We start from the raw sequence: 24,982 nt of genomic DNA, 5'->3' as shown, positions 1-24,982 counted from the left end.
CTGTTGCAGCTATATCGCCGTGAACCTTTTCAGTACTAGCCTCAATCACTACTTTGATTTAATATTAAGGCATAAAGTTAAACTTAATTTGCTATGAGTGAAGTCTCAACACACTTTAGGTTTATATAATAAATAGGGCTTATTAGTGTTAGCAGAAAATTCAAAAGAACAACTTTTTCAACGCTACAATAAATCGGTGATCGTGGTTTTTTCAAGCATTATGCTACTGACCTTCATTATTACGCTTTATAATTATTATCTCGCTCGTGAAGCTCAACGAAATTATAAATTAGCGGAGATAACCGAATATAGCTTTCAGCTCAATAATAAACTTACCAGTACCTTAGAAACCCTGACAGGTATGCGGGATTTAGCCGAATATTATTTGCGCTTTCCTGCTGAGATGCCAAGCAAAATTCCATCTTTACGGCAGGAAGGAAAATACTTTTACCTCAATAAAGTACGGCAACAGTTAAGCACCAGTGATCGTATTATGAGTGGGAATATCACAGGTATTGGTCGTATTGATCAATTTAATCAATCATTTAAAAATGAGTTGATTATGGCGAATGCATTAACGCCGGCATTTGTTACAGCGCAGAAGTCGATCAAAGAAGCTAACTGGCTATATTATATTTCATTGCGACGGTTTGTTAATTTATATCCTTGGGTGCCGAGAAGTATTTGGCAATATAATGATAAAAGCTTAATCAATGATTTAGTACCTAAAGTCAAAGCCGCAAAACTTAAAGGCGAAACATTTTGGTCTCGCCCTTATGTTGACTCTGCCGGGAAAGGTCTTAATGCGGCTTTGGGTATGGGGGTATATTTAAATAATGAGATGAAAGGTGCGCTATTAATTGATATCAATATGGCAGGTTTATATAGCTATTTGCCAAATGTCAGCGATGAAGATCATGGCTACATTATTGTTGATAAGCATAGCCATGTTTTATTGCATAAAAACAATGCAAATTTAACCTTGAATATGGGCACGGCATTTAGTGACGTAGCACCGGAACAATTAAACCAACTTAGTTATCAGTCGTTATTAAATATAGGGCCAAGCTCAGAAGTTGGTGACTGGGCTGTACAGCAAATAAAGCTGCCTATTAACGATTGGGTTTTATTAGAATACCATCGAAAAAACATTTACTATGGTGCGATTAATCAACGATTTATCACTATATTTATCGGCATTTTTTTCGGTTTGTTAAGTTTGTTAATCGTCGTTTATTACGTTACGTATCGCTCATTTATTGCACCATCGAAAAAATTTATTAGTCACATTGAATATTGTTCAGTTGGCGACCCCGGTAAAGTCAAACCCTCTGAAGAGTGGCGTCATTGGTTTAAAATTGTTGAAGATTTATTTGGCGACAATCGCAGTTTAATGCAGCGTTTAAAAGATCAAAACAATGAGTTAGATCTGAGAGTAAAAGAAAAAACTCAGGCCTTATTATATAAAAGTGAGCAACACCAACGTGACTATGCTCTTTTGCGCTCAGTCATGGATGCTATTCCAGACTATATTCTATTTAATGATCAACAAGGCCGTTTGATTGGGTGTAATCAAGCGGTTGAGCAACTGGTATTACAAAAAGAAGCTGATATTTTAGGTAGCCAAATAAATGATTTTATTGCCAGTGATATTGGCGAAAAAGTTGCCCAGAGTATTGGTAAAAATCAACTCGATAATTCAGCTACAGTGCATCATCAAACCGTTACTACCGAGCATAATACCTACGAAATATATCAAGCTCCGTTTTACAATGAACATAAAGAACCCCTCGGCAGTATTATTTTAATTCGCGATGTTACTAAGCAATTTGAGATTAACCAAGCCTTGCAGCGCGCGAAAAACCAAGCTGAAGAAGCCAATCAAATTAAAAGCCAATTTTTGGCGAATATGAGCCATGAAATTCGCACACCCATTAATGCCATTCAGGGAATGTTTTTTCTGTTACAGCAAAGTAGGTTAAACAAAGTGCAAGACCAATACTTGGGTAATGCACAAACGGCTTCAAAGACATTACTTTATTTAGTGAATGAATTGCTTGATTCGGCAAAAGTAGAATCAGGAAATATGTCAGTACATAAAGAACTTATCGAACTGGAAAACATAGTATCGCAAGCACTTAATTTAAATATTGCCGCATTAGTTGGTAAAGATTTAAGTTTAAGTGTCGCCATTGATAGCCAAGTGCCATTGTACATTCATACAGACACTATGCGTTTAGTACAGGTGCTGAGTAATTTACTTAATAACGCGATAAAGTTTACAGAGCGAGGCGCAGTATCACTTAGCGTATCATTATCTAGCACGATTAACGGCTTGGCTGATACGAATAATATGTCGATTTTATTTAAGGTGAAAGACACTGGTATTGGCATAGAGAAGTCAAAACAAGCAGGGTTATTTGAAGCATTCAAGCAAGCTGATGAGTCGATGACCCGGGTTTATGGTGGCACTGGTCTGGGATTATCGATATGCCAACATATTACACAGTTACTGGGCGGTGAAATATCCATTAGTAGTACTTTTGGCCAAGGCGCTGAGTTCACTTTAGCTCTACCTATTGAAATGTCGAATAATGTTGCTTTTGACAGCGGTTATTCTGAGCGATGTTTGACTCAATTTAGGCCGCAATTTTCGACCAGTACTGTGATTAATTTTGCGGTAAATATACCGGAAAAATTACGAGAAAACTTTACCGACATTGCACAACCCATTGTGGATATTTCTCGTCTTAAAATGCTGGAATCTGTTAAGGGTCAAGCACATAAAATATTATTGATTGATAGCAGTCACTATCCACAAGGATTTACGACAACTGAATTGGCTGTAATACAGCAAGAAGTTGCTGTACTTGCGTTATGTCAGCCGGTGGCAAGCGTTATTGCCTTTGAATTACTTGAACAACTCAATCTACATAAGATTAATTACCTACTGCTACAGATGCCTTTGTATCGTGATGTTATTGCCAAGTTAGCCAAAGAGCTTTGTCGGGTTTCATCAAATGAAACTCTAAATGATCCGATATTAACTGATAGTGCTGAAGTTGATACTACACAGCCAGCAGCAAGCCTAAACGGGCTGAAAATATTATTAGTTGAAGATAATCTTGTTAACCAGTTGGTGGCGAGTAAATTATTAGAATCGATGCAGGGCAATGTGGTTATTGCGCAAAATGGTCAAGAGGCGTTAGATAAACTCCCATTAGACAACTTTGATATTATTCTTATGGATATTCAAATGCCTGTTATGGATGGCTTAACTGCAACTCAACATATTCGCGCCCAAAAACAATATAACAGCTTACCTATTATCGCCATGACAGCGCATGCGCGTGAAGAAGATAAGCAGCAATGCTTAGCGGCCGGAATGAACTTACATATCTCTAAACCCATCAGCCTAAATATACTACGTGATAGTATTTTGTCGCAATGTGTCGATATGGGCCATTAATGTAGTCTTTATTAATCGCTAGGTTCGGCAAAAAATGCTTCAGCATAATAGCGGCCATTGCGTATGGCAAATTCAGAGCTTGCAGACAACTCACCAACACGCATCATGGCTGGGCCCGTTGGCTCCGCCAAAATGTAATCTAGGCCATCACGAGTAATCGTTAGTTCGCCACCTTTGCTTGGCGTGTTAATGGCGAGCAGGGCGTGATTGTCGATAAAAACTAACAGCATTTTCATACGGGGCATTAGGGCTCTAAAAATAGCAGCGGTAAGGGTTACTTTACTGTCACAATCGCCTTGGTTTTGCCAGAGAATTTGCAGTGGTGGATTAAAGCCAGCACCTGTTGATGTAACTCTCGACTCCAAAGTTGAATAAGGAATACTTTGGACAAACCCAAGTACATAATCACTGACTATTCTTACATTTTTATCGGAAACATTGTCTAGAATAAGATTTTTCAAAACGGAAAGGTCAGTAACTGAGGTTTGAGCAAAGCGAACGTGATCGGGCTTAATGGCTAAGTTGTTATCATAAGAAACAAATTGCGTATAAAAGTTACTCGCTAAATGCTCTTGCATGAAGTCTTTTTCAAGTTGCGCTATGGTTTGATAGACTTGGTCAAGTGCTGATTGGTTTTTACTTTTCAATTCAATTTGGAAATTATCATCACGGCCTATAAACTTTACCTTTACATTATCTATAGGGTTTTGAGTGAGTTTTTGTCTGATTTTTTGATCAATATATTTTTTGGCGTGTATCGCTTTGTAACTTTTAAAGTTTCTAAAACGATCAAATATTTTTACTTTTTCTAACGCAAAGCTCAACGATTGTGGTTGTTGGGCTTGATCTAGCCATTGGTAGTTAAATTGCACATACTCATCTGTCGTTTGTTTATTAAAATCGAGCTGTTTCGCCCGAGTTACAATAGGCAAACATAAAATTAAAATAACTACAGCACCAAGAAATTTCACCACTTACCTTTATCGCTAAATATCAACCTCTCAAGCTTATACCAATTGAAATAAATAATCGATCATTCTGCTCAGGACTGAACACTCACTATCTAGGTTACTTGCAATTACACACAGCAGTTATTGCTAAATAATATGCTGCTGCATTGTCCTTCTCGTATGATAATTTCTCGTTTTAGCTTTACTTTTACTGTGTTTAATATATATTCAAACAAGTGTTTTAATTAATTGTTTAAATTACCTGTTCGGAGAAAATAATGGCTGATTATCAAGTGCCTTTGAAAGATATGAATTTTTTGTTATACGACGTATTTAATGCCGATAAATTATGGCAGTCATTACCGGCGTTAGCTGAACGGGTAGACCGAGATACTGCAGAAGCAATTTTACAAGGTTGTGCAAAAATTGCCGAACAAGAAATAGCGCCATTATCACGCAACGGTGATGAAGTAGGTGTTACTTTTGATGCTGGAAATGTCACTACGGCACCTGGCTATAAAGAAGCCTTTAAAACTTATGCTGAAGGTGGCTGGACTTCATTAGGCGGAGACCCTGACTTTGGTGGCATGGGTATGCCTAAAATGTTGACTGCATTTCATGAAGAGATGTTATGTTCGGCTGATATTTCATTCTCTCTTTACCCTGGCTTAACAGCTGGCGCAGGCTTGTCATTGGCAAAACATGGCAGCGAAGCATTAAAAAGCCGTTATTTAACTAGAATGTATGCTGGTGATTGGGCAGCAAGTATGTGCTTGACTGAAGCACATGCCGGAACTGATTTGGGCATGATCAGAACGAAAGCAGTACCACAAGCTGATGATAGTTATTTAGTCTCAGGTACAAAAATATTTATTACTGCGGGTGAGCATGATCTGACTGAAAATATTGTCCATTTAGTGTTAGCTAAATTACCTGATGCACCCGATGGTCCACGTGGCATTTCATTGTTTTTAGTGCCAAAATTTCTTGTTAATGACGATGAGACTATTGGGGAAAAAAACAACGTAAGCTGTGGTTCTATCGAACATAAAATGGGTATTCATGCTTCAGCTACTTGTGTAATAAATTTTGATGGCGCCAAAGGTTATTTAGTTGGCGAGATAAATAAAGGCCTAGCGTGTATGTTCACTATGATGAACTTTGAACGTATTGGTGTTGGTATTCAAGGTTTAGGTGCGGCAGAACGCTCGTATCAAAATGCCTTAGAATATGCCAAAGATAGAATTCAAGGGCGTTCATTATCAGGTGTTAAGTCACCAGATGCTCAAGCTGACTCGTTATTAGTGCATGGCGATGTGCGTCGTATGCTATTAAACATGAAAGCATTAAATGAAGGCTCGCGTGCTTTATCCACTTATATTTCAATGCAGTTAGACATTGCGACATATGGTACAGGTGAAGCGCAAGAAAAAGCAGACCAACTGGTTGCATTGATGACACCTATTGCCAAAGCATTTTTCACCGATCTTGGTTTTGAAAACACAGTTGCAGGACAACAAGTTTTTGGTGGTCATGGTTACGTAAGAGAATGGGGCCAAGAGCAATTAGTGCGAGATACCCGTATTGCACAAATCTATGAAGGCACTAACGGTATTCAAGCCATGGATTTATTAGCGCGTAAGGTGGCAGGTAGTAAAGGCAAATTCGTGTTGGTGTTTCTTGAAGAAGTTCGTGCTTATATTCAAGAAGATAAAATTGAGGCTATGCAGGAGTTTACTAAACCTCTTGCTAAAGCCACAGATGAGCTTGCTGAGTTGACAGAATACTTATTGACGGCAGCACAAGCCTCTCCAGAAGAACTAGGTTGTGCAGCGAATGACTATTTACATGTTTTTGGTTATACAGCAATGGCTTATATATGGGCTAGAATGGCGGAAGTGTCACTTGCAGCTAATGATGATAAAACTTTCCATGAAAGTAAAATCCGTACGGCTCGTTACTTCTTTGCTAGATTATTACCGCGTTGTCAGTCGTTGATCATATCAGCGAAATCTGGCCAGAGTGCAGTGTTTGATATTGCCGAGGAGCTTTTTTAAGCGACTTGCTTTATTGCCCATTAAAAAAGCCAATTCCTTAACTTTGAATTGGCTTTTTTATTATTTGAAGCTAAGTTTTATAACCCATCACCTTCTTAGTTAATTTACTACTTGGACCCTTAGAGGGCTTATGTAAAGTAATTACATTGTGTTATTTCTCTAGCAACATCATCACACTTTCTTTTACTAATAAATTTACTGTGGGAACAAGCGAAACCGCTGCCTCATGAGTGATAATTAAACCCAACTTAAGATAATTTAAGCTTTAAATTAGATACTTTTATGCTTTCAAAAGATAGAATGTGTAAATTGTTCATTAAGATAGATAAAACTTTTAATTTCCTGGTTAAGATAACGTTTCAGCATTTCAAATTGTTATAAGTAAGGTTGCACAATAAGCTGCTTTAAGCCTGTTTATGTTCTCAGTAATGCTAGATATTTAGCTATTTTCGACTTTGACAACCTTGAATTTGTTAATAGTAGCTAACGAATAAATTGAAATTTTTAAACACACGTAATTAGGGAGAAACTCCGTGCGTATTTTGAGCGTTTTACTCGTCATTATTTTAGCAGCATGTAGCAGTATGGAAGATGAAGTTGAGGTCGAGGTTGCTCTACCTGTATGCGATTTTGAATATTCTCGTTATCAAGCAACGGTAACGGGCTACTGCCAAGAACCTGCTGCAGACCTTCCAGAATCATTAGACGTTATTCATAAGCGTATAACGATTAAACCGTTAGATGAAATTTCTGAGGTGTTTTGGTTTAACAAAAAAATGAAATACTCGCTAATAAAACAAGAAGCTACTGCCCCGCTTATTTTTATTATTGCAGGTACTGGAGCAAGTTACGATAGTGCGAAAATGGTCAGCCTACAAAAAAGTTTTTTTCAACAGGGTTATCATATCATTTCAATATCATCGCCAACGTATGCTAATTTTATTGTTAACTCTCCTAACACTAAATACATGCCGGGTGATTTAGCGCATGACGCAGAAGATTTATACAAAGTAATGAATTTGGTTTGGGCACAAGTTCAATCGGAAGACGAAGTGGAGGCATCATCATTCTCTATTACCGGTTACAGTTTAGGTGGTGCGCATTCGGCATTTATAGCGTTACTTGATGAAGAAGAGCAAGTGTTTAACTTTGAAAAAGTACTGCTGATTAATCCGCCAGTAAGTTTATATAATTCAGTGAGTATTTTAGACCAATATTTTGACCTACGTAATAACCGAGAAGCCTCGGTGGCAATGTTCGATGAAATATTTGCACGCTTTTCGAATATTTATTCAATGCAACGATCTTCAACATTTGATCAAAGCTCAATATATAATTTATTTAAAAATGCAGAGTTGACTGAAGATGAGTTAAAACTGCTCATTGGTGCCTCATTTAGAATGTCGTCATCAGATATGATATTTGCCATAGATGTTAGCTTTAATACCGGTGCTATCACCTATAAAAACCACACCATAGACAAACTTGAGAGTTTGACCCATTCAATGCAACGAGCCAGTGATATTACTTTTGGTGATTATTTTGATCGCGCTATGCTGCCAAGGGCTCAGCGCGAAGATGCTAATATCACAAAAGCGGATTTGATCCAACGTTACAGCTTACATGCGATTGAAGATTATTTAAAAGCATCAGATAAAATCTACCTGGTGACCAGTCAAGACGATATTATTTTACAGGCAGGCGAGGTGGAGTATTTGCAGTCAATTTTTGCTGAGCGGGCGAAAATATTTCCTCGTGGTGGACATTGCGGTAATCTCGATAGATTGAGTTTTGTTGAGTATTTACAGGCGACTTTCCAAGGAGAGAGAAATTAATGCCAGCGTTTTCAAATAAGTGTATTAATTATATACCCATAATATTTTGTGTTTTATTAGCTGCTTGTTCTTCAGTGCCCAAATTGGAAAGTGGGGCGGTAGCACCAATAGTTGAATTACCTGAAGATCGCGAAGAGCTCGGACTGTTAAGTGCATATAACGATCCATGGGAAGGATTTAATCGTCGTATGTATTATTTTAATGCTAAAGCCGATGAATACGTTTTATTACCGATAGTTGATAGGTATAAGCAAATAACCCCTGATATTGTTGAAACAGGCTTAAGTAATTTTTTTAATAATTTGGGTGAAATATCGACTTTCATTAACTCGTTATTGCAGTTTAAATTTTCAGTGGCAGGTGAAACCTTTGGGCGCTTCACACTTAATTCAACGCTAGGCCTAGCGGGATTAATCGACGTCGCAACTCCTATAGGCTTTGCTGAACAAAATGAAGATTTTGGCCAAACACTTGGATTTTGGGGCGTAGGTTCTGGGCCTTATTTAGTGTTACCTTTATTGGGGCCTTCGTCACTGCGTGACGCCACCGGATTAGTCTTTGACGCATTAGCTGATCAACAATCTATGGATGTACTTGGCATGAAGTCTGATGAGGAACTCTACCTTTCACTGGTTAATAGTATCGATGCTAGAGCCAGATTGCCGTTTCGTTATTACGCATCGGGTTCCGCATTTGAATATGAATACTTGAAATTACTTTATAAGAAATACCGTGAAATTCAGGTGGCTCGTTAGCCTAGATTAAGGTTCAAGCTTATACTAAAGTAATTCAGCCTGTGTGCAGCTATACATAGGAATGTGGTTCGGCTATAACAATGCGTTGTAGGTTTAGCTATTTTATCAATTAAAGGTATAATCACGCCTCATAAATTTTCTAGGAATGTCTTTTGTTAGCTGTAATTCGTGTCATTTTGATGACTTTAGCTTTAGTTTTCATCTCTCTATGCTCTATTTTGTTCTGTTTGATCCGACCATTTCATCGCGACAATGTCCATCACACAGCTAAATACCTTGGTAAAGTTTCAAAAATTTTAGGCTTAGAGGTTGAAATTAGAATACCTGAGTCGACAAAAAATATTGGCCCAGTGGTCTACATTTGTAATCATCAAAATAGTTATGATATTTTTACTGTCCCTGCTGCAGTGCAACTCGGTACGGTCAGTGTTGGTAAAAAAAGTTTAAAGTGGATCCCCTTTTTTGGTCAAATGTATTGGCTAACCGGTAATATTTTAATTGATCGAAAAAATAAAAATAAAGCAATGAATACCATAGATATGACCGCCAACAAAATCCGTGAAAAAAAATTGTCTGTGTGGTTATTCCCAGAGGGCACACGTAGTTATGGTCGTGGTTTATTGCCTTTTAAAACTGGCGCGTTTCGTACTGCAGCAAAAGCAGAGGTGCCGATAGTGCCGGTTTGTGCCAGCAACACCCATAAAACCATCGACTTGAATCGTTGGGATAACGGTAAAATGATTGTTGAATTTTTACCACCAGTATATTTATCTAACGAAGATAAAGACAAAATTCGCACTATAACCAATAAAACGCACAGTGATATGTTGGTTAAAATTAAAGAATTAAGCTTAGAAACTGGCCATGAGCTGCCAGTAGTAAATGACAAAAAATCACAAAATAAGCAAACAAGTGAGAGCAAGTAATGATTGATGAAGAATTGCAACAATGGAAAGAGCACACGGAAGAATTAATCGCCGTGTTGGTTGAAGATGGCACGAATGAAGAAGTTCACCATACTATTGAACATCACTTTTCGAGTGTTGATTTTGATATTCTAGAAAAAGCAGCGATTACAGCATTTAAAAGTGGTTTTGAAATTGAAGAGCCAGAAGAAGCTGAACTGGAAAATGGCGAGAAAGTTTTTGCTTTCGACATTATTACTGAACAGGCTTTAGACTTTGATATTATTTTTGATGAAACAAAGAAAATGTTCGAATTAGCAAAACAATGCAAAGTTGATTATGATGGTTGGGGTACATATTTCGAAGAATAATTATGACCAATTGCATTAAGTAAGTGAGCGATTATTGATTTCAATAGTAAAAATTTTGAATAAAAGGTTACCCGATGGAATGGTTAAATACTTTACTACGGCCTGAGACGTTAGCGCTATTAATTCCGATTGTAGCTATTATTGGTGCATTTTCAGTCTCGGCGCTAAAAGCACATCACCGGCATCAAGAGCGTATAGAAAAAATTAAAAATGGCTTTAATCCTGATTCATAAAAAAACGCAAAGTGCTGACACTTTGCGTTTTTTTTTATTGGCTAGTCTGCTATTAGTGCGAGTTAATTAACCTTAATAACTCGTTTTTACAGGCTTCTCACCCATATCGTCAGCCAACTCTTTTGGCATATAATTTTCATCATGCTTCGCTAGAACTTCACTTGCTTCAATCATATTGCCATTAACTAAAACGCCATTAGCGACAATACCTTGTCCTTCACGAAATAAGTCAGGCAATATGCCGTCATAGGTAACGGTAACTGTTGGATCTGTCTGTGAGAAGCTAATAGGCATTCTCATATCGGCTAATTTAAAGCTTACTTTTAAACTCTCACTATCCCGATGGACACTACCCGGAACGACTAAACCACCAATACGCAAGCGCTGGCCATTAATCGCTTTAAGGCCACTATCTTCTTTACCTTTATATATCTCAGAAGGTTTATAAAATAAATCAATATTTTGACTTAAGGCATACAAAACAAGCCCAGCTACAACACCTAAGCCTATGATCAATGAAGTTACTATGGTTAATCGTTTCTTACGACGGGGATTCATGCTGCTACCTCTTAAATATTATTACTGATGTCAGTACTGGTTTGTGCTTTTTGCAGCTCGGCCGCTTGACGTAATTTTGCTTCACGCTTAATGCGCTGGGCTATTTGTTGTTTAATTTTTTTATGGCTATTAATACTAAAAAAAACCAAAAGTGCTAAGGCAATAATACTCACGCCATAAGATAACCAAACATAGAAACCATAACCGCCCATATCTAGAAAAGCACTGATACTATCAAACTGCATGTGTTTGCTCCTCAGTAGTCACTAGTTCTCGTACCCAAGGTCGCATACTGTTGCGATTTAAAATTTCTGTGCGAAAACGCAGACATATTAAGGTGGTTACTAAAAAAGCAAAGCCGATAAAGCAAACTAAAAATGGCCAAAACATATCGGCAGTCATCGAAGGTTGACCTAATTTACTTACCGTTGCACCTTGATGCAGTGTGTTCCACCATTCAACGGAATACTTAATAATTGGCAAGTTAATTACGCCAACTAAGGCGAGAATACCCGCTGCTTTTCCGGCTAGAGTTTTATCTTCAAAGGCATTATGTAAAGCCATAACACCTAAGTATAAGAATAATAATATCAGTTCAGATGTAAGCCTAGCATCCCAAATCCACCAAGTACCCCACATAGGTTTACCCCATGCCGCGCCGGTTAACAGTGCGATAAAAGTAAAGGTCGCGCCGATAGGTGCCATAGCCGCCGCTGAGGCGTCTGCCAGTTTTAATTGCCACACTAAACTGGATAATGCGGCAATGGCCATGCCTAAATATATCCCCATCGACAACATCGCCGCAGGCACATGCAAATAGAAAATTCTAAAAGTATCGCCCTGTTGATAATCTGCAGGGGCAAAGAGCAAGGCCCAGGTAATACCTATGGTTAAAAACGCAAAAGCAAAGCGTGCACACCAAGGTAGAATTTTACCGGCAAAATGATAGCTAACCTCAGGATTTGCATAAGGGTGTAACCACTTCCACATCATATTAATTTGTACTCACTTTCAGCGCTGCGCTAACAGCAAAGGGGGCCAAGGTTAACGAGGCAAAAAATATTGCCGCGATTATAGCAAGTTGTCCGCTATAAGGTAAGTTCATTGCTGCAGTGTCAATTGCACTGGTAGCAAAAATGAGCACGGGAATGTAAAGCGGGAGCACCAGTAAGCTTAAAAGCACGCCGCCTTTTTTAATGCCTACGGTTAAGGCAACGCCAATTGCACCTAACAAACTTAATACCGGGGTGCCTAATAATAGTGTCAACATGAGTGCACCGTAGCTACTCTCATTTAAATGCAGTAATACTGCTAGTAATGGCGCGATGAGTATTAAAGGTAATCCGGTCAGTAACCAGTGGGCAAAAATTTTGGCCAGTACTAAAATAAATACCGGATGCGGGCTTAAAAGCATTTGTTCAAGTGAACCGTCTCGGTGATCTGACTTAAATAGCCTATCCAGTGACAGTAATGTTGCTAGTAAAGCCGCAACCCAAATAATGCCGGGTGCAATGCGTGATAATATTGTGCTTTCTGGACCAACACCTAACGGAAAAAGCGTTACCACAATAACAAAGAACAATAATGGGTTGATAATGTCGTCGCGATGACGAAAAGCGATCATTAGATCTCTTTTAACAATTAAAGCAAAGGCCGCACGGTAAGAAAGTTGTGTCATGAATAATTACCCTAATAAAACCGATAAGCTAAAGTGACTTTATTTACTCGCTCTGCGGGTAATGAAAGATCTTGATGGGTAGTTAATATGACACAGCCGCCATTATCGGCATGTTGTAAAAATAGTTGTTCTAATTTTTTAACACCTAACTTGTCTATAGCGGTGAAGGGTTCATCCAAAATCCAAATTTTAGCATTGCTTTGCCACAAACGCGCCAAAGCAATGCGGCGGTGTTGTCCGGCACTTAAATGAGAAGCAAGCGCATCCTCAAAACCCAATAAGTTAACTTCTGCTAATGTCGTTTCGGCTGTGTTGCTAGCTAAACCATGCAAAGCAAGATTAAACTCAAGGTTTTCTTGGGCGGTCATTTCGTCTTTAACGCCGGGTAAGTGCCCTAAATACAGTAAATCTTGATGGAATACTTCGCGGTATTGAGCAATATTTCTATCTTGAAAATAAACGCAGCCGTCATAAGGCTGAGACAGACCCGCAAGAATACGCAATAAACTGGTTTTTCCTGCGCCATTCGGCCCCTCAATTTGCAAAATATCGCCCGCACAAACACTTATATTAAGCGCTTCAAACAACACACGCTCTTCACGAATACATGTTAAGTTATTGGCACTTAACAAGCTATTCGCATTTGGTGTATATACTTTGTTTTCGGTGTTTTGCTTTGACAAACTTTTTCACTTAACTGTTACATGTAGGTATTGTTAAACGTTGGTATGGGGATAATAACAACGATTAGCTTTGATTTATATTTCATACATTGACACTCATCGCTGCACGTAATGCGTATGATACTATATCGTTCAATAAAGGCTAGTAACAGATTTTCCGTACATCTTTCTTACATAAGGCATTTTAAATTTCGTTAAGTGATCAATTCATTAATTCAATTCGTATAACATTTTAATTAAATTATTAGCATATTATCAGCAAGATGGATAATTCCTTTGCTTAATGAATTACGATAATATGTCACAAGAAAGAGGACTTAAAGGAAGCTTATGAAAAACTTATTAGTGATTACCCTTATTGCTTTAACGGCTTTTAGCGTTAGAGCACAGGCTGAAGTAGATACGACTAAGAGCCTTGAGGTTGACGAGTCATCGCAATGCTTAGCATTTATGCAGCACAGTGAAAAAAAGCTTCATGCAAAAGAGATACTTGATCTTTGTCAGTTCACGGCCGGAAAAGCAATATTAATAGTAAACACCGCAAGCCATTGTGGTTTTACACCCCAGTTTAAAGCGCTTGAAAGCTTGCACAAAGAATATAAAGAAAAAGGCTTAGTTGTTATTGGCTTTCCTTCAAATGATTTTTTTCAAGAAGAAGATGAGGAAAAAGATACGGCTGACATCTGCTTCGTTAATTATGGCGTAACATTCACCATGTTATCGCCTGTGCATGTATTTGGTGATAAAGCACATCCTATTTTTAAAAATCTAGCCGAAAAGACTACAGCACCCAAGTGGAACTTTTATAAGTACTTGGTTAGCGCCGATGGTAAAATAGTGAAGCACTTTAATAGTCGCGTAAAGCCAGATTCAGAAGCTTTTGTTAACGCTATCAACGAAATACTATAGAGAAAGTTTATGTCAAGATATGCAGGGCAAAGCAAAAAAATTCATGATTGCACCGCAAAAACGGGGGTGTTGTTAACGAATTTAGGTACGCCTGATAGTCCAACGGCAGGTGCGCTTAGACGATACCTGCGTGAATTTTTATCTGACCCACGTGTCGTAGAAATTCCTCGCTTGATTTGGATGGTGATTTTACATGGCATTATTCTTAGGGTACGGCCAAAAAAGTCAGCTAAGTTATATGAAAGTATTTGGACGGAGGAAGGCTCGCCTTTATTAGTTATTAGCAAGCAACAAAAGGCTAAAGTTGAGAAAGTTCTCACAGAAAAATATGGCGATAAAGTGATCGTTGATGTCGCCATGAGATATGGCAATCCTTCTATTGGCAACGCTTTAGAAAGCTTTCAAGAAAAAGGGGTTAACAACATTATTGTTCTGCCGCTATACCCACAATATGCTGGCCCAACAACCGGAGCCACCTTTGATGCAGTGTTTAATAAAATTAAAACCTGGCGCTGGATCCCAAGTATTCACTTTCAAAGTAGTTATCATGATAAGCCCCTCTATATTAAAGCATTAGCGACAAGCATTAACAATCATATAGCCGTTCATGGTAAACCTGATAAGTTCGTATTCTCTTACCATGGTATGCCTAAATATTTTTTAGAGCAGGGCGACCCATATTATTGCTTCAGCCATAAAACTACCCGTTTAGTCGTTGAGGAACTTGGCTTAAGTAAAGATGATTATGTGATGACCTTTCAATCCCGTTTTGGCAAAGCAGAGTGGCTAAAACCCTACACAGATGAAACTCTGGCAAGTCTCGCTGAAGCAGGCAATAAACATGTAGCTATTATTAGCCCAGCATTTAGTGCTGACTGTTTAGAGACTTTAGAAGAGTTAGTACACGAAAACAAAGAAATATTTATTACGGCGGGTGGTGAACAATATCACTATATTGCCGCACTCAATGATGACGATTCGCACATCGACGTTATGCTTGATTTAATAGAGCCACATATTGTTTAGTATATTAATGCGTACGTAAGCTAAATTTTTTAGCGATAGAAACAAAAAAACGAAACATAAGTTTCGTTTTTTTTATTTGAGCTTTAGTTATGACTAAAGCTTAGTTAGCACTTTAGATTAAGATGCAACTACGTTTTCAGCTTCAGGACCTTTTTGGCCTTGTTTTACGCTAAAAGTTACCGCTTGACCGTCAGTCAAAGTGCGGAAACCGTCACCAGAAATTGCACTAAAGTGAACAAACACGTCAGCGCCGTTCTCTTGCTCGATGAAACCAAATCCTTTAGATTCGTTAAAAAATTTTACTTTACCAGTTACTGTAGACATACTAACATTTCTCGCAGGTCAAAAATTAAAGTTTAGCCAAAACGGCCATATACGGAGTAAATGCTCTCTACCTAAAGTAGAGATAGGTTTCCAGTAACACATATTAAAGCGTCTAGGCTGATCATTGGTCTATTGACCAGAAGATCTCTCCTTATCCCGAAACGCAAAAACTCAACGCGAGCGCATAATAACACAGTAGAATTGAGGAATCTCTAAAAAATATGAAGATTAGCCGACTTTTTTATGACAAAAAAGCCAGCTAAGATGCTGGCTTTTATCATTTAATTTAAATAAGTTATTTAAATTTCAGCTATTTGCGCTTTCTGGTCAACCATTTTTATCAAGGTAGATTCAGCTTCGGCTAACTTAGCTTTTTCTTTATTTATTACCGCTTCAGGTGCTTTGCCAACAAAACTTTCATTGTTAAGCTTGGCACGTACACGGTCTGCGTCTTTGGTTAACTTCTCAATGGCTTTGTCTAAACGGGCTAATTCAGCATCTTTGTCGATTAAACCTGCCATGGGTATGAGTATTGATAAGTCACCAACAACGGCTGTTGCAGAAGCAGGGCCATTATCATCATCTGCTAATACGTTAATACTTTCTAGTTTAGCCAAGGCACTAATAAACTGTTCATTTTCAGTTAAACGGCGTCTGTCGTCAGTATTAACATGTTTTAGTAGCACGGGTAATGGTTTACTTGGGGCTATGTCCATTTCGCCACGAATATTACGAATGGCAACTACAAACTGTTTAACCCACTCTAAATCATCGATTGCAGTTTGGTCGCACTGGCTTTGGTCAAACTGAGGAAAGCTTTGTATCATAATGCTATCGCCAGTTTGCTCAAAGTTTGTTAAAGGTGCAACGCGTTGCCAAATAGTTTCCGTGATAAACGGCATAATAGGGTGCATTAAACGCAGTAATTTTTCTAAAACGTTAACTAAGGTATGACGAGTTCCACGCTGTTGGGCTTCGCTGCCTTTGAACAATATAGGTTTAGTTAATTCTAAATACCAGTCACAGAATTGATGCCAAGTGAATTCATATAGTGCTTGCGATGCTAAATCAAAACGGAACGATTCAAAAGCTTCATGTACAGTTTTCACTGTTTGTTGAAATTGCCCCATAATCCAGCGATCGGCTAATGAAAACTCCATTTCGCCAGCAGATTCATTCGACGAAGAGCGGCCGCAATCAAATTCTTCAGTATTCATTAAGACATAACGGCTGGCATTCCATAATTTGTTAGTAAAATTACGGTAACCTTCAAGACGTTTCATATCCCAGCTAATATCGCGACCGGTAGTTGCTACAGACGTTAAGGTAAAACGTAATGCATCAGTACCATGTGCTTCAATACCGTTTGGATATTCTTTCTTGGTCAGTTTTTCAATTTTAGCGGCCAATTTAGGCTGCATCATATTACCGGTACGTTTTTGCAATAAGTCTTCAAGAGAAATACCATCAATCATATCTAATGGATCAACAACATTGCCTTTTGATTTACTCATTTTATCGCCATTTTCATCGCGAATAAGTCCGGTCATGTAGATTTTCTTAAACGGTATTTGCGCTTTACCATTTTCATCTTTGTTAAAATGCATGGTCATCATGATCATGCGGGCAACCCAGAAGAAAATAATGTCAAAACCGGTTACCAATACATCAGTCGGATGAAAGGTTTTTAAATCTTCAGTTTCTTTTGGCCAGCCTAATGTAGAGAAGGTCCAAAGTGCAGATGAGAACCAAGTATCAAGTACATCATCATCTTGGCTTAGCTTCATGTCGTCGCTAATGGTGTTATTAGCCCGAACTTCTGCTTCGGTGCGGCCGACATACACTTTACCATTTTCGTCATACCAAGCCGGAATACGATGTCCCCACCAAAGTTGGCGTGAAATACACCAATCTTGAATATTGTTCATCCAAGCAAAATACATGTTTTCGTATTGCTTAGGGACAAATTCAATTTGACCATCTTTAACAGCTTCAACGGCTGGGCCTGCTAATTTTTCAACACGTACATACCATTGGTCTGTTAGTAGGGGCTCAATGATGACGCCTGATCTATCACCATAAGGTGCTACTAAGTCATGCTCTTTTACTTCAACTAATAAACCTAATTCTTCGAACTTAGCAACGATGGCTTTACGGGCAACAAATCGATCCATGCCAGCAAATTCTGCCGGTAATTCTGTGTCGTATGCATTACACACTTCACCTTTAGTATCATAGATTTCAGCGCTGGTTAATATTGCAGCGTCTTTATCAAAAATGTTGATTTGAGGTAATTGATGACGTTTGCCCACTTCATTATCGTTAAAGTCATGAGCCGGCGTTATTTTTACACAACCCGTGCCTTTCTCCATATCGGCATGTTCATCGCCAACAATCGGAATTAAACGATTAACTAAAGGCAATAATACTTGTTTGCCAATTAAATCTTTATAACGCGGATCTTCAGGATTTACCGCAACACCCGTGTCACCTAATACTGTTTCAGGACGAGTGGTGGCAACGACTAAATAGTCAAGACCATCTGCGGTTTTCGCTCCGTTAGCTAATGGATAACGCAAGTGCCACATGTGGCCTTTTTTATCTTTATTTTCTACTTCTAAATCTGAAATAGCAGTATGGAATTTTGGATCCCAGTTGACTAGGCGTTTACCACGATAAATTAGGTCGTCTTCATATAAACGCACAAAAACTTCTTGTACGGCTTCAGACATACCATCATCCATGGTAAATCTTTCACGAGACCAATCAATAGAGTTACCTAAACGGCGCATTTGCTTACCGATTGTGCCACCCGATTCTTCTTTCCACTGCCAAATTTTATCAATGAAACCTTCACGCCCATAGTCGTGACGGGTTTTATCTTCTTCTGCGGCAATTTTGCGCTCTACGACCATCTGCGTTGCGATACCTGCATGGTCACAACCGGTTTGCCACAAGGTATTTTTACCTTGCATACGTTGGTAACGAATCAAGGTGTCCATTATGGTTTGCTGAAAAGCATGTCCCATATGCAAACTACCCGTTACGTTGGGTGGTGGAATAGCAATGCTGTAGCTGTCGCCTTCACCCGTTGGGCTAAAGTAACCTTGTTCTTCCCAACTTTTATAAAGGGATTGTTCAATGTCAGAGGGGGTAAATGTTTTTTCCATCAGAGTTTCCGTCAGAAGATTTTTAACTGGTTGTATCGATAGTTTGCGGTGCGCTTGCAACTTGGTGAGCTACATTGTAACCCCATTGGCGACAAGTACGAAAACGGTTTCGAGCTTGTTCTTTTAGGGTTTCATCGGCAGGTACAAAATCTATCAGATGCGAAAATTGGTTAGCGAAGTTGGGTACCTCGCTAGTTAAATTAATTAAAACCGCACGGCGGTTTTTTGGTGGCTGCCAGCTAATTTCGACAGCAGCACCTTGCTTTGGACCTTCACCAATTAAATTGTGGGGTACAAAACTATCAGGATCAAAAGCCCATAACATTTCGTCGATATCATGCGCGCTTTGTTGATCTTGAGTATAAATAAATACCCGCTTATTTTGTCGATAAAAGTGAGCAGCTTGCAGGCAAGCATAATGCAGGTGCAACTGTGCTTCAGTTACACCTGTGACTGCACTTTGCTCTTCTATACTGTAGAACATTGCTTGGGTTAGCATGACGTTATTCCGGGTATAAATTCACTGAGAACTATTCGCCTTGCTCAGCGCCAGCGCGATTTAATAAAAATTGCGTTAGCATACTTACTGGGCGGCCTGTTGAGCCTTTATTTTTACCGCTGCGCCATGCTGTACCAGCAATATCTAAATGCGCCCAATGATATTTTTTGGTAAAGCGAGATAAGAAACATGCGGCAGTAATTGTGCCTGCTTCTTTGCCACCTAAATTGGTAAAATCAGCAAATGGGCTTTCAAGTTGATCTTGATAGTCATCCCATAACGGCATACGCCATGCTCTATCACCACTTTGCTCGGAGGCATTTAATAGCTCGTGCGCCAATGGATTATGAGTACTAAGTAAGGCAGTTGCATGTGCACCTAACGCTACAACACATGCGCCAGTTAAGGTGGCAACATCGATAACAAGTTCAGGATCAAAACGTTCAACATAGGTTAGTGCGTCACATAATACTAAACGGCCTTCAGCATCGGTATTTAATACTTCAACAGTTTGACCAGACATAGTGGTTAATATGTCACCAGGACGGTATGCGTTGCTGCTTGGCATGTTTTCACAGCCAGCTAAAACGCCAATAACATTTATAGGTAATTGAAGCTCAGCAAGGGCATGCATAGCACCTAAAACACCGGCAGCACCACCCATGTCATATTTCATTTCGTCCATGCCTGCGCCTGGTTTTAATGAAATACCACCACTGTCAAAGGTTAACCCTTTACCGACTAATACTAGAGGTTTCGAATCATCGCCAGCACCATTATATTTAATAATGCTCATCAGTGACTCATTCACAGAACCACGGCCTACGGCTAAATAAGAGCCCATGCCGAGTTCTTCCATTTCTTTTTCGCCAATCACTTGCGTAGTGACATTATCGTAATCGGTACCCAAAATTTGTGCTTGTTCAGCCAAATAGGCAGGATTACAAATGTTTGGCGGCATGTTAGCGACGTTTTTACAGGTAGTTATACCTTCAGCAATCGCTAGCGCATGGTTAATTGCGCGTTCGCCAATCGGTAATTCACGACGCGTTGGCACATTAAATACGATTTTACGTAACGGACGACGAGGCTCTTCTTTACGAGTTTTTAAACTGTTAAAACTGTAAAGACAATCTTGTGTTGCTTCAATAGCTTGACGTACTTTCCAGTAGGTATCACGGCCTTTAACATGTAATTCAGACAAAAAGCATACAGCTTCCATTGAGCCGGTTTCATTTAGGGTACTAATGGTTTTACTGATAATTTGACGATATTGGCGTTCATCTAACTCACGCTCTTTGCCACAGCCCACTAATAATACGCGTTCACTCAGAATGTTTGGCACATGATGCAACAACAACATTTGCCCAGACTTGCCTTCAAGGTCGCCACGACGTAACAGGTTACTAATATAACCTTCACTAATTTCATCTAGTTGCTCAGCGATTGCCGACAAACGACGTGGTTCGAAAACACCGACGACAATACAGGCGCTACGTTGTTTTTCCGGACTGCCACTCTTTACACTGAACTCCATGATGTCTCCTAATTTGACTCAAATGCGTATATTTTATAGAAAATATACTAATAAGCTTGCTAAAAACAGTAAATAATCGCTAAGCTTGCTTTTAATTGTATTCGGCTAAAGGCTATAATTATAGCCGGATTGCACAGCATTACCTGTTAAGCTTACAATTAACTTAATGCTAAAAATGACAAGTTTACGCAAAAAATGGCTGTATGTCAGAAAAAACTAAGTTTTTATAGGATCACTTTGTGATTATATTTCGTTATTTACTCAAAGAAGTTGCTAAAACCCAACTTGCGGTATTTCTTGTCATTATGACAATATTTATCAGCAATAAATTCGTTCGCGTACTTGACGATGCCTCGGAAGGGGGTATTCCAGGTCATTTGGTGATGACATTTATTGGCCTGAAAATACCTGATCTTGCTGGCATGATTTTACCACTGAGCTTTTTTCTTGGGGTTTTATTGGCGTATGGTCGCATTTACGCTGAAAATGAAATGACAGTATTACATGCCTGTGGTGTAAGCGAATGGTATGTGGTGCGCGTTACCTTAATATTAGGTTTGGTTACGGCCATAATTACCGGCATATTTACGCTTTATTTGTCGCCGATGGCGGCAGAGTATGAATACCAAGTTAAAGATCAAATAGCGGCAGACTCAGGGTTAAGCTCACTTATTGCTGGTCGTTTTCAAACCACAGGTAATAAAAAGGCAGTAATCTTTATTCATGATAAAAACCGTGATGACAATACTTTTGAAAAGGTTTTTGTTGCACAGTTGCCTAATGAAAACTCGCCAAACACCAGTGTTATAGATTCTAGTCTGGTTTATGCCGCAACAGGTCAGGTTGTTGAAGAAGAAACGGGCTCGCAGCGTTTAATCTTATCAGCCGGCACGCGTTATCAAAATGATATAAAAAATAAAGAATTTCGCCAAGTTGCATTTGATAAATATTATATTCAAATTCAAGATCAAAAAGTGGCGCACAAACGCCGTAAACTCAGTGCCATACCAACCGCAGAACTTTACCAAGACCAATCGCCTGAAACGAGCGCCGAAAGCCAATGGCGAATCGCCTTTCCATTAGCCTGTATTATTATGACTTTGGTGGCAGTGCCGCTGAGTGTGGTTAATCCGCGCCAAGGTAAGTTTGGTAAAATGCTACCAGCACTATTATTGTTTTTAAGTTACTTCTTGTTGCTGACAGCGGTTCGTTCCGGCATAGAAAAAGGCTCTGTTCCGCAATATATTGGCTTGTGGCCCGTGCACTTTATTGTACTGATATTAGGCTTTAGCCTGCTGGTGAAAGGAAGAACGAGTGGCCGGAAAATTAAAGCGAAAATCGCTAAAAATAAGGGTGCTGCTTAATGCGTATTTTAGATATGTACATAGGTCGCGTTATTGCCTCTACGACCTTTCTCACCTTAGCGGTATTTGTCAGTTTGAGCGGCATCATTAAATTTGTTGAACAAATGAAGTCAGTCGGTAAAGGTAATTATGATTTATCTCACGCTGCGCTTTATGTGCTTTACGCTATTCCGCAAGATGTCTCGTTATTTTTCCCTATGTCGGCGTTAATTGGCGGCCTAATTGGTATGGGCATGATGGCAAGTAGTAGCGAACTGATTGTTATGCAGGCAGCAGGGCTTTCTCGCCTTGATATTATTAAATCAGTGATGAAATCAGCCTTGTTATTAATTGTCGTCAGTATGGCGGTTGGTGAGTGGCTTGCCCCTCAAGGTGAAGCTGCAGCGCGACAAGTGCGTGCTCAGGCAATTTCGGGGGGGAGTTTAATCTCATCAACCGGTGGTACATGGGCCAAAGACGGTGACTACTTTGTTCATATTGGTGAAGTACAAGATCAAGGTTCTTTAAAAGACATTCAAATATATCGTTTTAATGAGCAGCTTAAACTGTCAAGTTGGGTATCGGCCAGTAGCGCAGTTTATCAAAAAAATGCTTGGCAATTACGTAATGTTATTGAAACCAAGATCAGCGCGAAAGAAATTAGTAAAGAAAGCCAAGATATAATGTCTTGGAACTCAACCTTAACCCCTGATAAATTAGGTGTTGTAACAGTAAAACCAGAGTCTTTATCACTTAGAGGCTTAAGTGATTATTTAGATTATTTAGATGCCAATAAGCAAGATAAGAGTCGATATTTGTTAGCATTTTGGCGGAAAATAGCACAACCCATTACGTTGGCCGTTATGTTATTAGTGGCGCTATCTTTTATCTTTGGTCCATTGCGCTCGGTATCAATGGGAGCAAGAATTATGATGGGTGTGGCAACGGGGATTTTATTCTTTATTGTCAACGAAGTGTTAGGCTCGCTCAGTTTGGTCTATCAACTACCCGCCATTTTTGGTGCTTTTATGCCAAGCGTTATTTTTGTCAGTATTGCTTTATATCTAATGAATAGGCGCGCGAGTTAGCAAGACTATATAGTTTAAATTTTTGAAATCCGAGAAGAATGCCTTACTGCATTTTCTCGGTTGTTAAAGTATTAAATTAATTAGAATAGTTAAAGCCTGCCACGATTTGCTTCAAGGGTTAACAGCACCACCTCAGTATTCGTTAGCCTATCTTGAAGACTCAATTTATTTTTTCTATCAACTAATACGGTAAAATTACCTAAGCCGAATAATGTTGGCAATAAGCGTTTTAAAGCCGTAGTTATAGTGATTAAGCTACCATCTTGATTTTGCACTTTTAAACGCCACGCTTTCATCCCCAAAGTTTGTCCACTTTTAGACCAAAACCAGACAAAGAATAATGACACCCAGCCCAGCTTCCAAAGTTCATTTGGCCACAGCAACCAAGGTGTATTTCTAATGGTATCGCTTAAGTGCTGATAACCTTGCAAATCAAAAGCGCCAAAATGAACCATTAAGGAAATAATTAAAAATGAAGCTGCGCCAGCGGTCATGTAAACAGCAATTGCGATTAAAGCATCATACAACCATGAAGCTAAACGACGTCGGAAGCCTGCACGAGGAAAAGATGAACTAGAAGTTAATGACATAGCCATATCAATAGAAAAATTTGCGCTAGTTTAGCAAAAGGCATATAAAAGTATAAGTAAGAGAGCGTAATATTTAATTATTATTCATATTTAGATAAACGAATAAGAAATATTAAGTTCTAGATTACAATAGGATGTTTAATCATGACCACATTTGCACCACGTAGCTCGTTGGAAATAACGATAGAAGACAACCTCATCTTGATTCAAGCGCAAGGGCCGTGGAATATCGAATACTTAGATTATTTGCACCAACAGTTGCGATGGGCGGTTACCCAAATTGATCAAAGTAATTATGGTGTTTTATTAACACCCAAAGGGGAAGCCATAAGTGTTGAAGCAGGCCTTGAATATCATGTTAATTTTATTCGCAATAGCAAAACTAAAGCTGTGGCCTTAAACTTAGCGCATTGCACAACATCACAGTTAGCAGAAAATTTATTTTCTAAAATATATCGCGGTGCAGGTATCAAGCATGCATTTTTTGATAATGCCTTTGATGCCAGACTATGGTTGGAAAAAGAGCTAGCATCTACTACTATTAGCTCTTCATGAACAAATAAGCAGCACTCAAGCGAGAATAAAAGAAAAACTATTGCTAACAGAGTTATTTTTCGTATAATGCCTGCCTCTTCAGTAATGTTTTTACATTCTTTGAAGATATAATAATTATGACGTTATAGAATAGAAATACTACTTATTGTTCCTTGCAAAGATTTACTAAAAATACTGACAGCAATTAGTCATTATTAAGTAAGTTAATAAGATAAAAATAGTTTACAAAGAAATCAGGTTTTAAAGTTGAAAAATGACTTCTTTGCAAATTGCAAAATGGGCGTAAAGCCTTTGCCAGCGTGATGAAATTGGTATACATGGGGGATTCAAAATCCCCTGTCGAAAGACGTGTCGGTTCGAGTCCGACCGCTGGTACCATCATTTATAAAGCCCTGATTCGAAAGAGTCGGGGCTTTTTTATGTCCGAAAGATTATATTAAAATAGTT

23 protein-coding genes and 1 tRNA gene are annotated in these 24,982 nt (G+C 38.8%); 13 read left to right on the top strand and 11 right to left on the bottom strand.

Going from position 1 to position 24,982, the window contains the following annotated elements; genetic code table 11:
• Window positions 1-145 precede the first annotated feature (145 nt).
• Window positions 146-3,469 carry a response regulator gene (locus tag H4J38_RS17340; protein ID WP_182129151.1) on the top strand — a complete coding sequence of 1,108 codons (3,324 nt, stop codon included), beginning with the start codon at window positions 146-148 and terminating at the stop codon, window positions 3,467-3,469.
• Window positions 3,470-3,480: 11 nt separating this feature from the next.
• Here H4J38_RS17340 and H4J38_RS02555 read toward each other — a convergent pair whose 3' ends face one another.
• Window positions 3,481-4,440, bottom strand: a complete 960-nt coding sequence (locus H4J38_RS02555; RefSeq protein WP_310733431.1) for a hypothetical protein — start codon at window positions 4,438-4,440, stop codon at window positions 3,481-3,483.
• Between the two features lie 257 nt (window positions 4,441-4,697).
• Here H4J38_RS02555 and H4J38_RS02550 point away from each other — a divergent pair, with 257 nt between their 5' ends.
• From H4J38_RS02550 to H4J38_RS02525, 6 genes are all read left to right on the top strand, one after another.
• A complete protein-coding gene (locus H4J38_RS02550; RefSeq protein WP_182129149.1) occupies window positions 4,698-6,476 on the top strand; it encodes an acyl-CoA dehydrogenase C-terminal domain-containing protein in 1,779 nt (592 codons plus the stop codon).
• Window positions 6,477-7,009: 533 nt separating this feature from the next.
• Window positions 7,010-8,311: an alpha/beta hydrolase gene (locus H4J38_RS02545; protein WP_182129147.1), complete on the top strand. Its 1,302-nt coding sequence runs from the start codon at window positions 7,010-7,012 to the stop codon at window positions 8,309-8,311.
• On the top strand, window positions 8,311-9,066 hold the full coding sequence (locus H4J38_RS02540; RefSeq protein ID WP_182129145.1) for a VacJ family lipoprotein: 756 nt from the start codon (window positions 8,311-8,313) through the stop codon (window positions 9,064-9,066). Before H4J38_RS02545 ends, H4J38_RS02540 begins: the two co-directional genes overlap by 1 nt.
• A 152-nt stretch (window positions 9,067-9,218) precedes the next feature.
• The gene (locus H4J38_RS02535; protein ID WP_182129143.1) at window positions 9,219-9,992 is read left to right on the top strand and encodes a 1-acylglycerol-3-phosphate O-acyltransferase; all 774 of its coding nucleotides are present in this window, start codon (window positions 9,219-9,221) and stop codon (window positions 9,990-9,992) included.
• Window positions 9,992-10,342, top strand: a complete 351-nt coding sequence (gene rraB / locus H4J38_RS02530; protein WP_182129141.1) for a ribonuclease E inhibitor RraB — start codon at window positions 9,992-9,994, stop codon at window positions 10,340-10,342. Before H4J38_RS02535 ends, rraB begins: the two co-directional genes overlap by 1 nt.
• Before the next feature lie 74 nt (window positions 10,343-10,416).
• Window positions 10,417-10,575 (top strand): hypothetical protein, encoded by a 159-nt coding sequence (locus H4J38_RS02525; protein WP_182129139.1) that lies wholly within the window; start codon window positions 10,417-10,419, stop codon window positions 10,573-10,575.
• 72 nt (window positions 10,576-10,647) lie between these two features.
• Here H4J38_RS02525 and ccmE read toward each other — a convergent pair whose 3' ends face one another.
• From ccmE to ccmA, 5 genes are read right to left on the bottom strand one after another with little or no spacing between them, the layout of a single operon-like run.
• Window positions 10,648-11,133, bottom strand: a complete 486-nt coding sequence (gene ccmE, locus H4J38_RS02520) for a cytochrome c maturation protein CcmE (protein ID WP_182129137.1) — start codon at window positions 11,131-11,133, stop codon at window positions 10,648-10,650.
• Window positions 11,134-11,144: 11 nt separating this feature from the next.
• Window positions 11,145-11,378, bottom strand: coding sequence for a heme exporter protein CcmD (gene ccmD, locus H4J38_RS02515; RefSeq protein WP_182129135.1), 234 nt, complete (start codon window positions 11,376-11,378; stop codon window positions 11,145-11,147).
• Window positions 11,368-12,123, bottom strand: a complete 756-nt coding sequence (locus H4J38_RS02510) for a heme ABC transporter permease (protein ID WP_182130090.1) — start codon at window positions 12,121-12,123, stop codon at window positions 11,368-11,370. Before H4J38_RS02510 ends, ccmD begins: the two co-directional genes overlap by 11 nt.
• A gap of 4 nt (window positions 12,124-12,127) precedes the next feature.
• Window positions 12,128-12,811: a heme exporter protein CcmB gene (gene ccmB / locus H4J38_RS02505; protein WP_182129134.1), complete on the bottom strand. Its 684-nt coding sequence runs from the start codon at window positions 12,809-12,811 to the stop codon at window positions 12,128-12,130.
• Between the two features lie 11 nt (window positions 12,812-12,822).
• On the bottom strand, window positions 12,823-13,494 hold the full coding sequence (ccmA, locus tag H4J38_RS02500) for a cytochrome c biogenesis heme-transporting ATPase CcmA (protein WP_182129133.1): 672 nt from the start codon (window positions 13,492-13,494) through the stop codon (window positions 12,823-12,825).
• 330 nt (window positions 13,495-13,824) lie between these two features.
• Here ccmA and H4J38_RS02495 point away from each other — a divergent pair, with 330 nt between their 5' ends.
• Both H4J38_RS02495 and hemH read left to right on the top strand, forming a co-directional pair.
• Complete coding sequence (locus H4J38_RS02495; RefSeq protein WP_182129131.1) at window positions 13,825-14,403, top strand: glutathione peroxidase; 579 nt, start codon at window positions 13,825-13,827, stop codon at window positions 14,401-14,403.
• Between the two features lie 9 nt (window positions 14,404-14,412).
• Window positions 14,413-15,429: a ferrochelatase gene (hemH, locus tag H4J38_RS02490; protein ID WP_182129129.1), complete on the top strand. Its 1,017-nt coding sequence runs from the start codon at window positions 14,413-14,415 to the stop codon at window positions 15,427-15,429.
• A 117-nt stretch (window positions 15,430-15,546) separates the two neighbouring features.
• Here the strand turns inward: hemH and H4J38_RS02485 are convergent, their stop codons facing one another.
• The 4 genes from H4J38_RS02485 to pepA all read right to left on the bottom strand — a co-directional run bounded on the left by H4J38_RS02485 (window position 15,547) and on the right by pepA (window position 20,959).
• Entirely contained in the window at window positions 15,547-15,753 is a 207-nt protein-coding gene (locus tag H4J38_RS02485) for a cold-shock protein (protein WP_182129127.1), read from the bottom strand.
• A 299-nt stretch (window positions 15,754-16,052) separates the two neighbouring features.
• On the bottom strand, window positions 16,053-18,923 hold the full coding sequence (locus H4J38_RS02480; RefSeq protein ID WP_182129125.1) for a valine--tRNA ligase: 2,871 nt from the start codon (window positions 18,921-18,923) through the stop codon (window positions 16,053-16,055).
• A 22-nt stretch (window positions 18,924-18,945) separates the two neighbouring features.
• Window positions 18,946-19,422: a DNA polymerase III subunit chi gene (locus H4J38_RS02475; RefSeq protein WP_182129123.1), complete on the bottom strand. Its 477-nt coding sequence runs from the start codon at window positions 19,420-19,422 to the stop codon at window positions 18,946-18,948.
• A gap of 31 nt (window positions 19,423-19,453) precedes the next feature.
• Window positions 19,454-20,959: a leucyl aminopeptidase gene (pepA, locus tag H4J38_RS02470; protein WP_182129121.1), complete on the bottom strand. Its 1,506-nt coding sequence runs from the start codon at window positions 20,957-20,959 to the stop codon at window positions 19,454-19,456.
• Window positions 20,960-21,198: 239 nt separating this feature from the next.
• Here pepA and lptF point away from each other — a divergent pair, with 239 nt between their 5' ends.
• Together lptF and lptG are read left to right on the top strand one after the other, a co-directional pair.
• Window positions 21,199-22,323, top strand: a complete 1,125-nt coding sequence (gene lptF / locus H4J38_RS02465) for an LPS export ABC transporter permease LptF (protein ID WP_182129119.1) — start codon at window positions 21,199-21,201, stop codon at window positions 22,321-22,323.
• Window positions 22,323-23,390, top strand: coding sequence for an LPS export ABC transporter permease LptG (gene lptG, locus H4J38_RS02460; protein ID WP_182129117.1), 1,068 nt, complete (start codon window positions 22,323-22,325; stop codon window positions 23,388-23,390). The genes lptF and lptG overlap by 1 nt, the downstream gene beginning before the upstream one ends.
• An 89-nt stretch (window positions 23,391-23,479) precedes the next feature.
• On the opposite strand, the gene H4J38_RS02455 is transcribed toward lptG, so the two are convergent.
• Window positions 23,480-23,980, bottom strand: coding sequence for an RDD family protein (locus H4J38_RS02455; protein WP_182129115.1), 501 nt, complete (start codon window positions 23,978-23,980; stop codon window positions 23,480-23,482).
• Between the two features lie 144 nt (window positions 23,981-24,124).
• Between H4J38_RS02455 and H4J38_RS02450 the strand changes: the two genes are divergently transcribed.
• Together H4J38_RS02450 and H4J38_RS02445 are read left to right on the top strand one after the other, a co-directional pair.
• Window positions 24,125-24,535 carry a hypothetical protein gene (locus tag H4J38_RS02450; protein ID WP_182129113.1) on the top strand — a complete coding sequence of 137 codons (411 nt, stop codon included), beginning with the start codon at window positions 24,125-24,127 and terminating at the stop codon, window positions 24,533-24,535.
• A 293-nt stretch (window positions 24,536-24,828) separates the two neighbouring features.
• Window positions 24,829-24,913: transfer RNA gene (locus H4J38_RS02445), tRNA-Leu, on the top strand.
• The last annotated feature ends 69 nt before the right edge of the window (window positions 24,914-24,982 follow it).

Source organism: Colwellia sp. BRX10-3 (genome assembly GCF_014077505.1).
Lineage (GTDB): Bacteria > Pseudomonadota > Gammaproteobacteria > Enterobacterales > Alteromonadaceae > Cognaticolwellia.
The sequence above is the reverse complement of the archived record's forward strand: the minus strand, read 5'-3'. Positions and strand labels throughout refer to the sequence as shown.

Coding starts and splice junctions, on each gene's coding strand:
- H4J38_RS02550 (WP_182129149.1), top strand. CDS start 4,698: ATGGCTGATTATCAAGTGCCTTTGAAAGATATGAATTTTTTGTTATAC.
- H4J38_RS02540 (WP_182129145.1), top strand. CDS start 8,311: ATGCCAGCGTTTTCAAATAAGTGTATTAATTATATACCCATAATATTT.
- rraB (WP_182129141.1), top strand. CDS start 9,992: ATGATTGATGAAGAATTGCAACAATGGAAAGAGCACACGGAAGAATTA.
- H4J38_RS02525 (WP_182129139.1), top strand. CDS start 10,417: ATGGAATGGTTAAATACTTTACTACGGCCTGAGACGTTAGCGCTATTA.
- ccmE (WP_182129137.1), bottom strand. CDS start 11,133: ATGAATCCCCGTCGTAAGAAACGATTAACCATAGTAACTTCATTGATC.
- ccmD (WP_182129135.1), bottom strand. CDS start 11,378: ATGCAGTTTGATAGTATCAGTGCTTTTCTAGATATGGGCGGTTATGGT.
- H4J38_RS02510 (WP_182130090.1), bottom strand. CDS start 12,123: ATGTGGAAGTGGTTACACCCTTATGCAAATCCTGAGGTTAGCTATCAT.
- ccmB (WP_182129134.1), bottom strand. CDS start 12,811: ATGACACAACTTTCTTACCGTGCGGCCTTTGCTTTAATTGTTAAAAGA.
- H4J38_RS02495 (WP_182129131.1), top strand. CDS start 13,825: ATGAAAAACTTATTAGTGATTACCCTTATTGCTTTAACGGCTTTTAGC.
- hemH (WP_182129129.1), top strand. CDS start 14,413: ATGTCAAGATATGCAGGGCAAAGCAAAAAAATTCATGATTGCACCGCA.
- H4J38_RS02485 (WP_182129127.1), bottom strand. CDS start 15,753: ATGTCTACAGTAACTGGTAAAGTAAAATTTTTTAACGAATCTAAAGGA.
- H4J38_RS02480 (WP_182129125.1), bottom strand. CDS start 18,923: ATGGAAAAAACATTTACCCCCTCTGACATTGAACAATCCCTTTATAAA.
- H4J38_RS02475 (WP_182129123.1), bottom strand. CDS start 19,422: ATGCTAACCCAAGCAATGTTCTACAGTATAGAAGAGCAAAGTGCAGTC.
- pepA (WP_182129121.1), bottom strand. CDS start 20,959: ATGGAGTTCAGTGTAAAGAGTGGCAGTCCGGAAAAACAACGTAGCGCC.
- lptG (WP_182129117.1), top strand. CDS start 22,323: ATGCGTATTTTAGATATGTACATAGGTCGCGTTATTGCCTCTACGACC.
- H4J38_RS02455 (WP_182129115.1), bottom strand. CDS start 23,980: ATGTCATTAACTTCTAGTTCATCTTTTCCTCGTGCAGGCTTCCGACGT.
- H4J38_RS02450 (WP_182129113.1), top strand. CDS start 24,125: ATGACCACATTTGCACCACGTAGCTCGTTGGAAATAACGATAGAAGAC.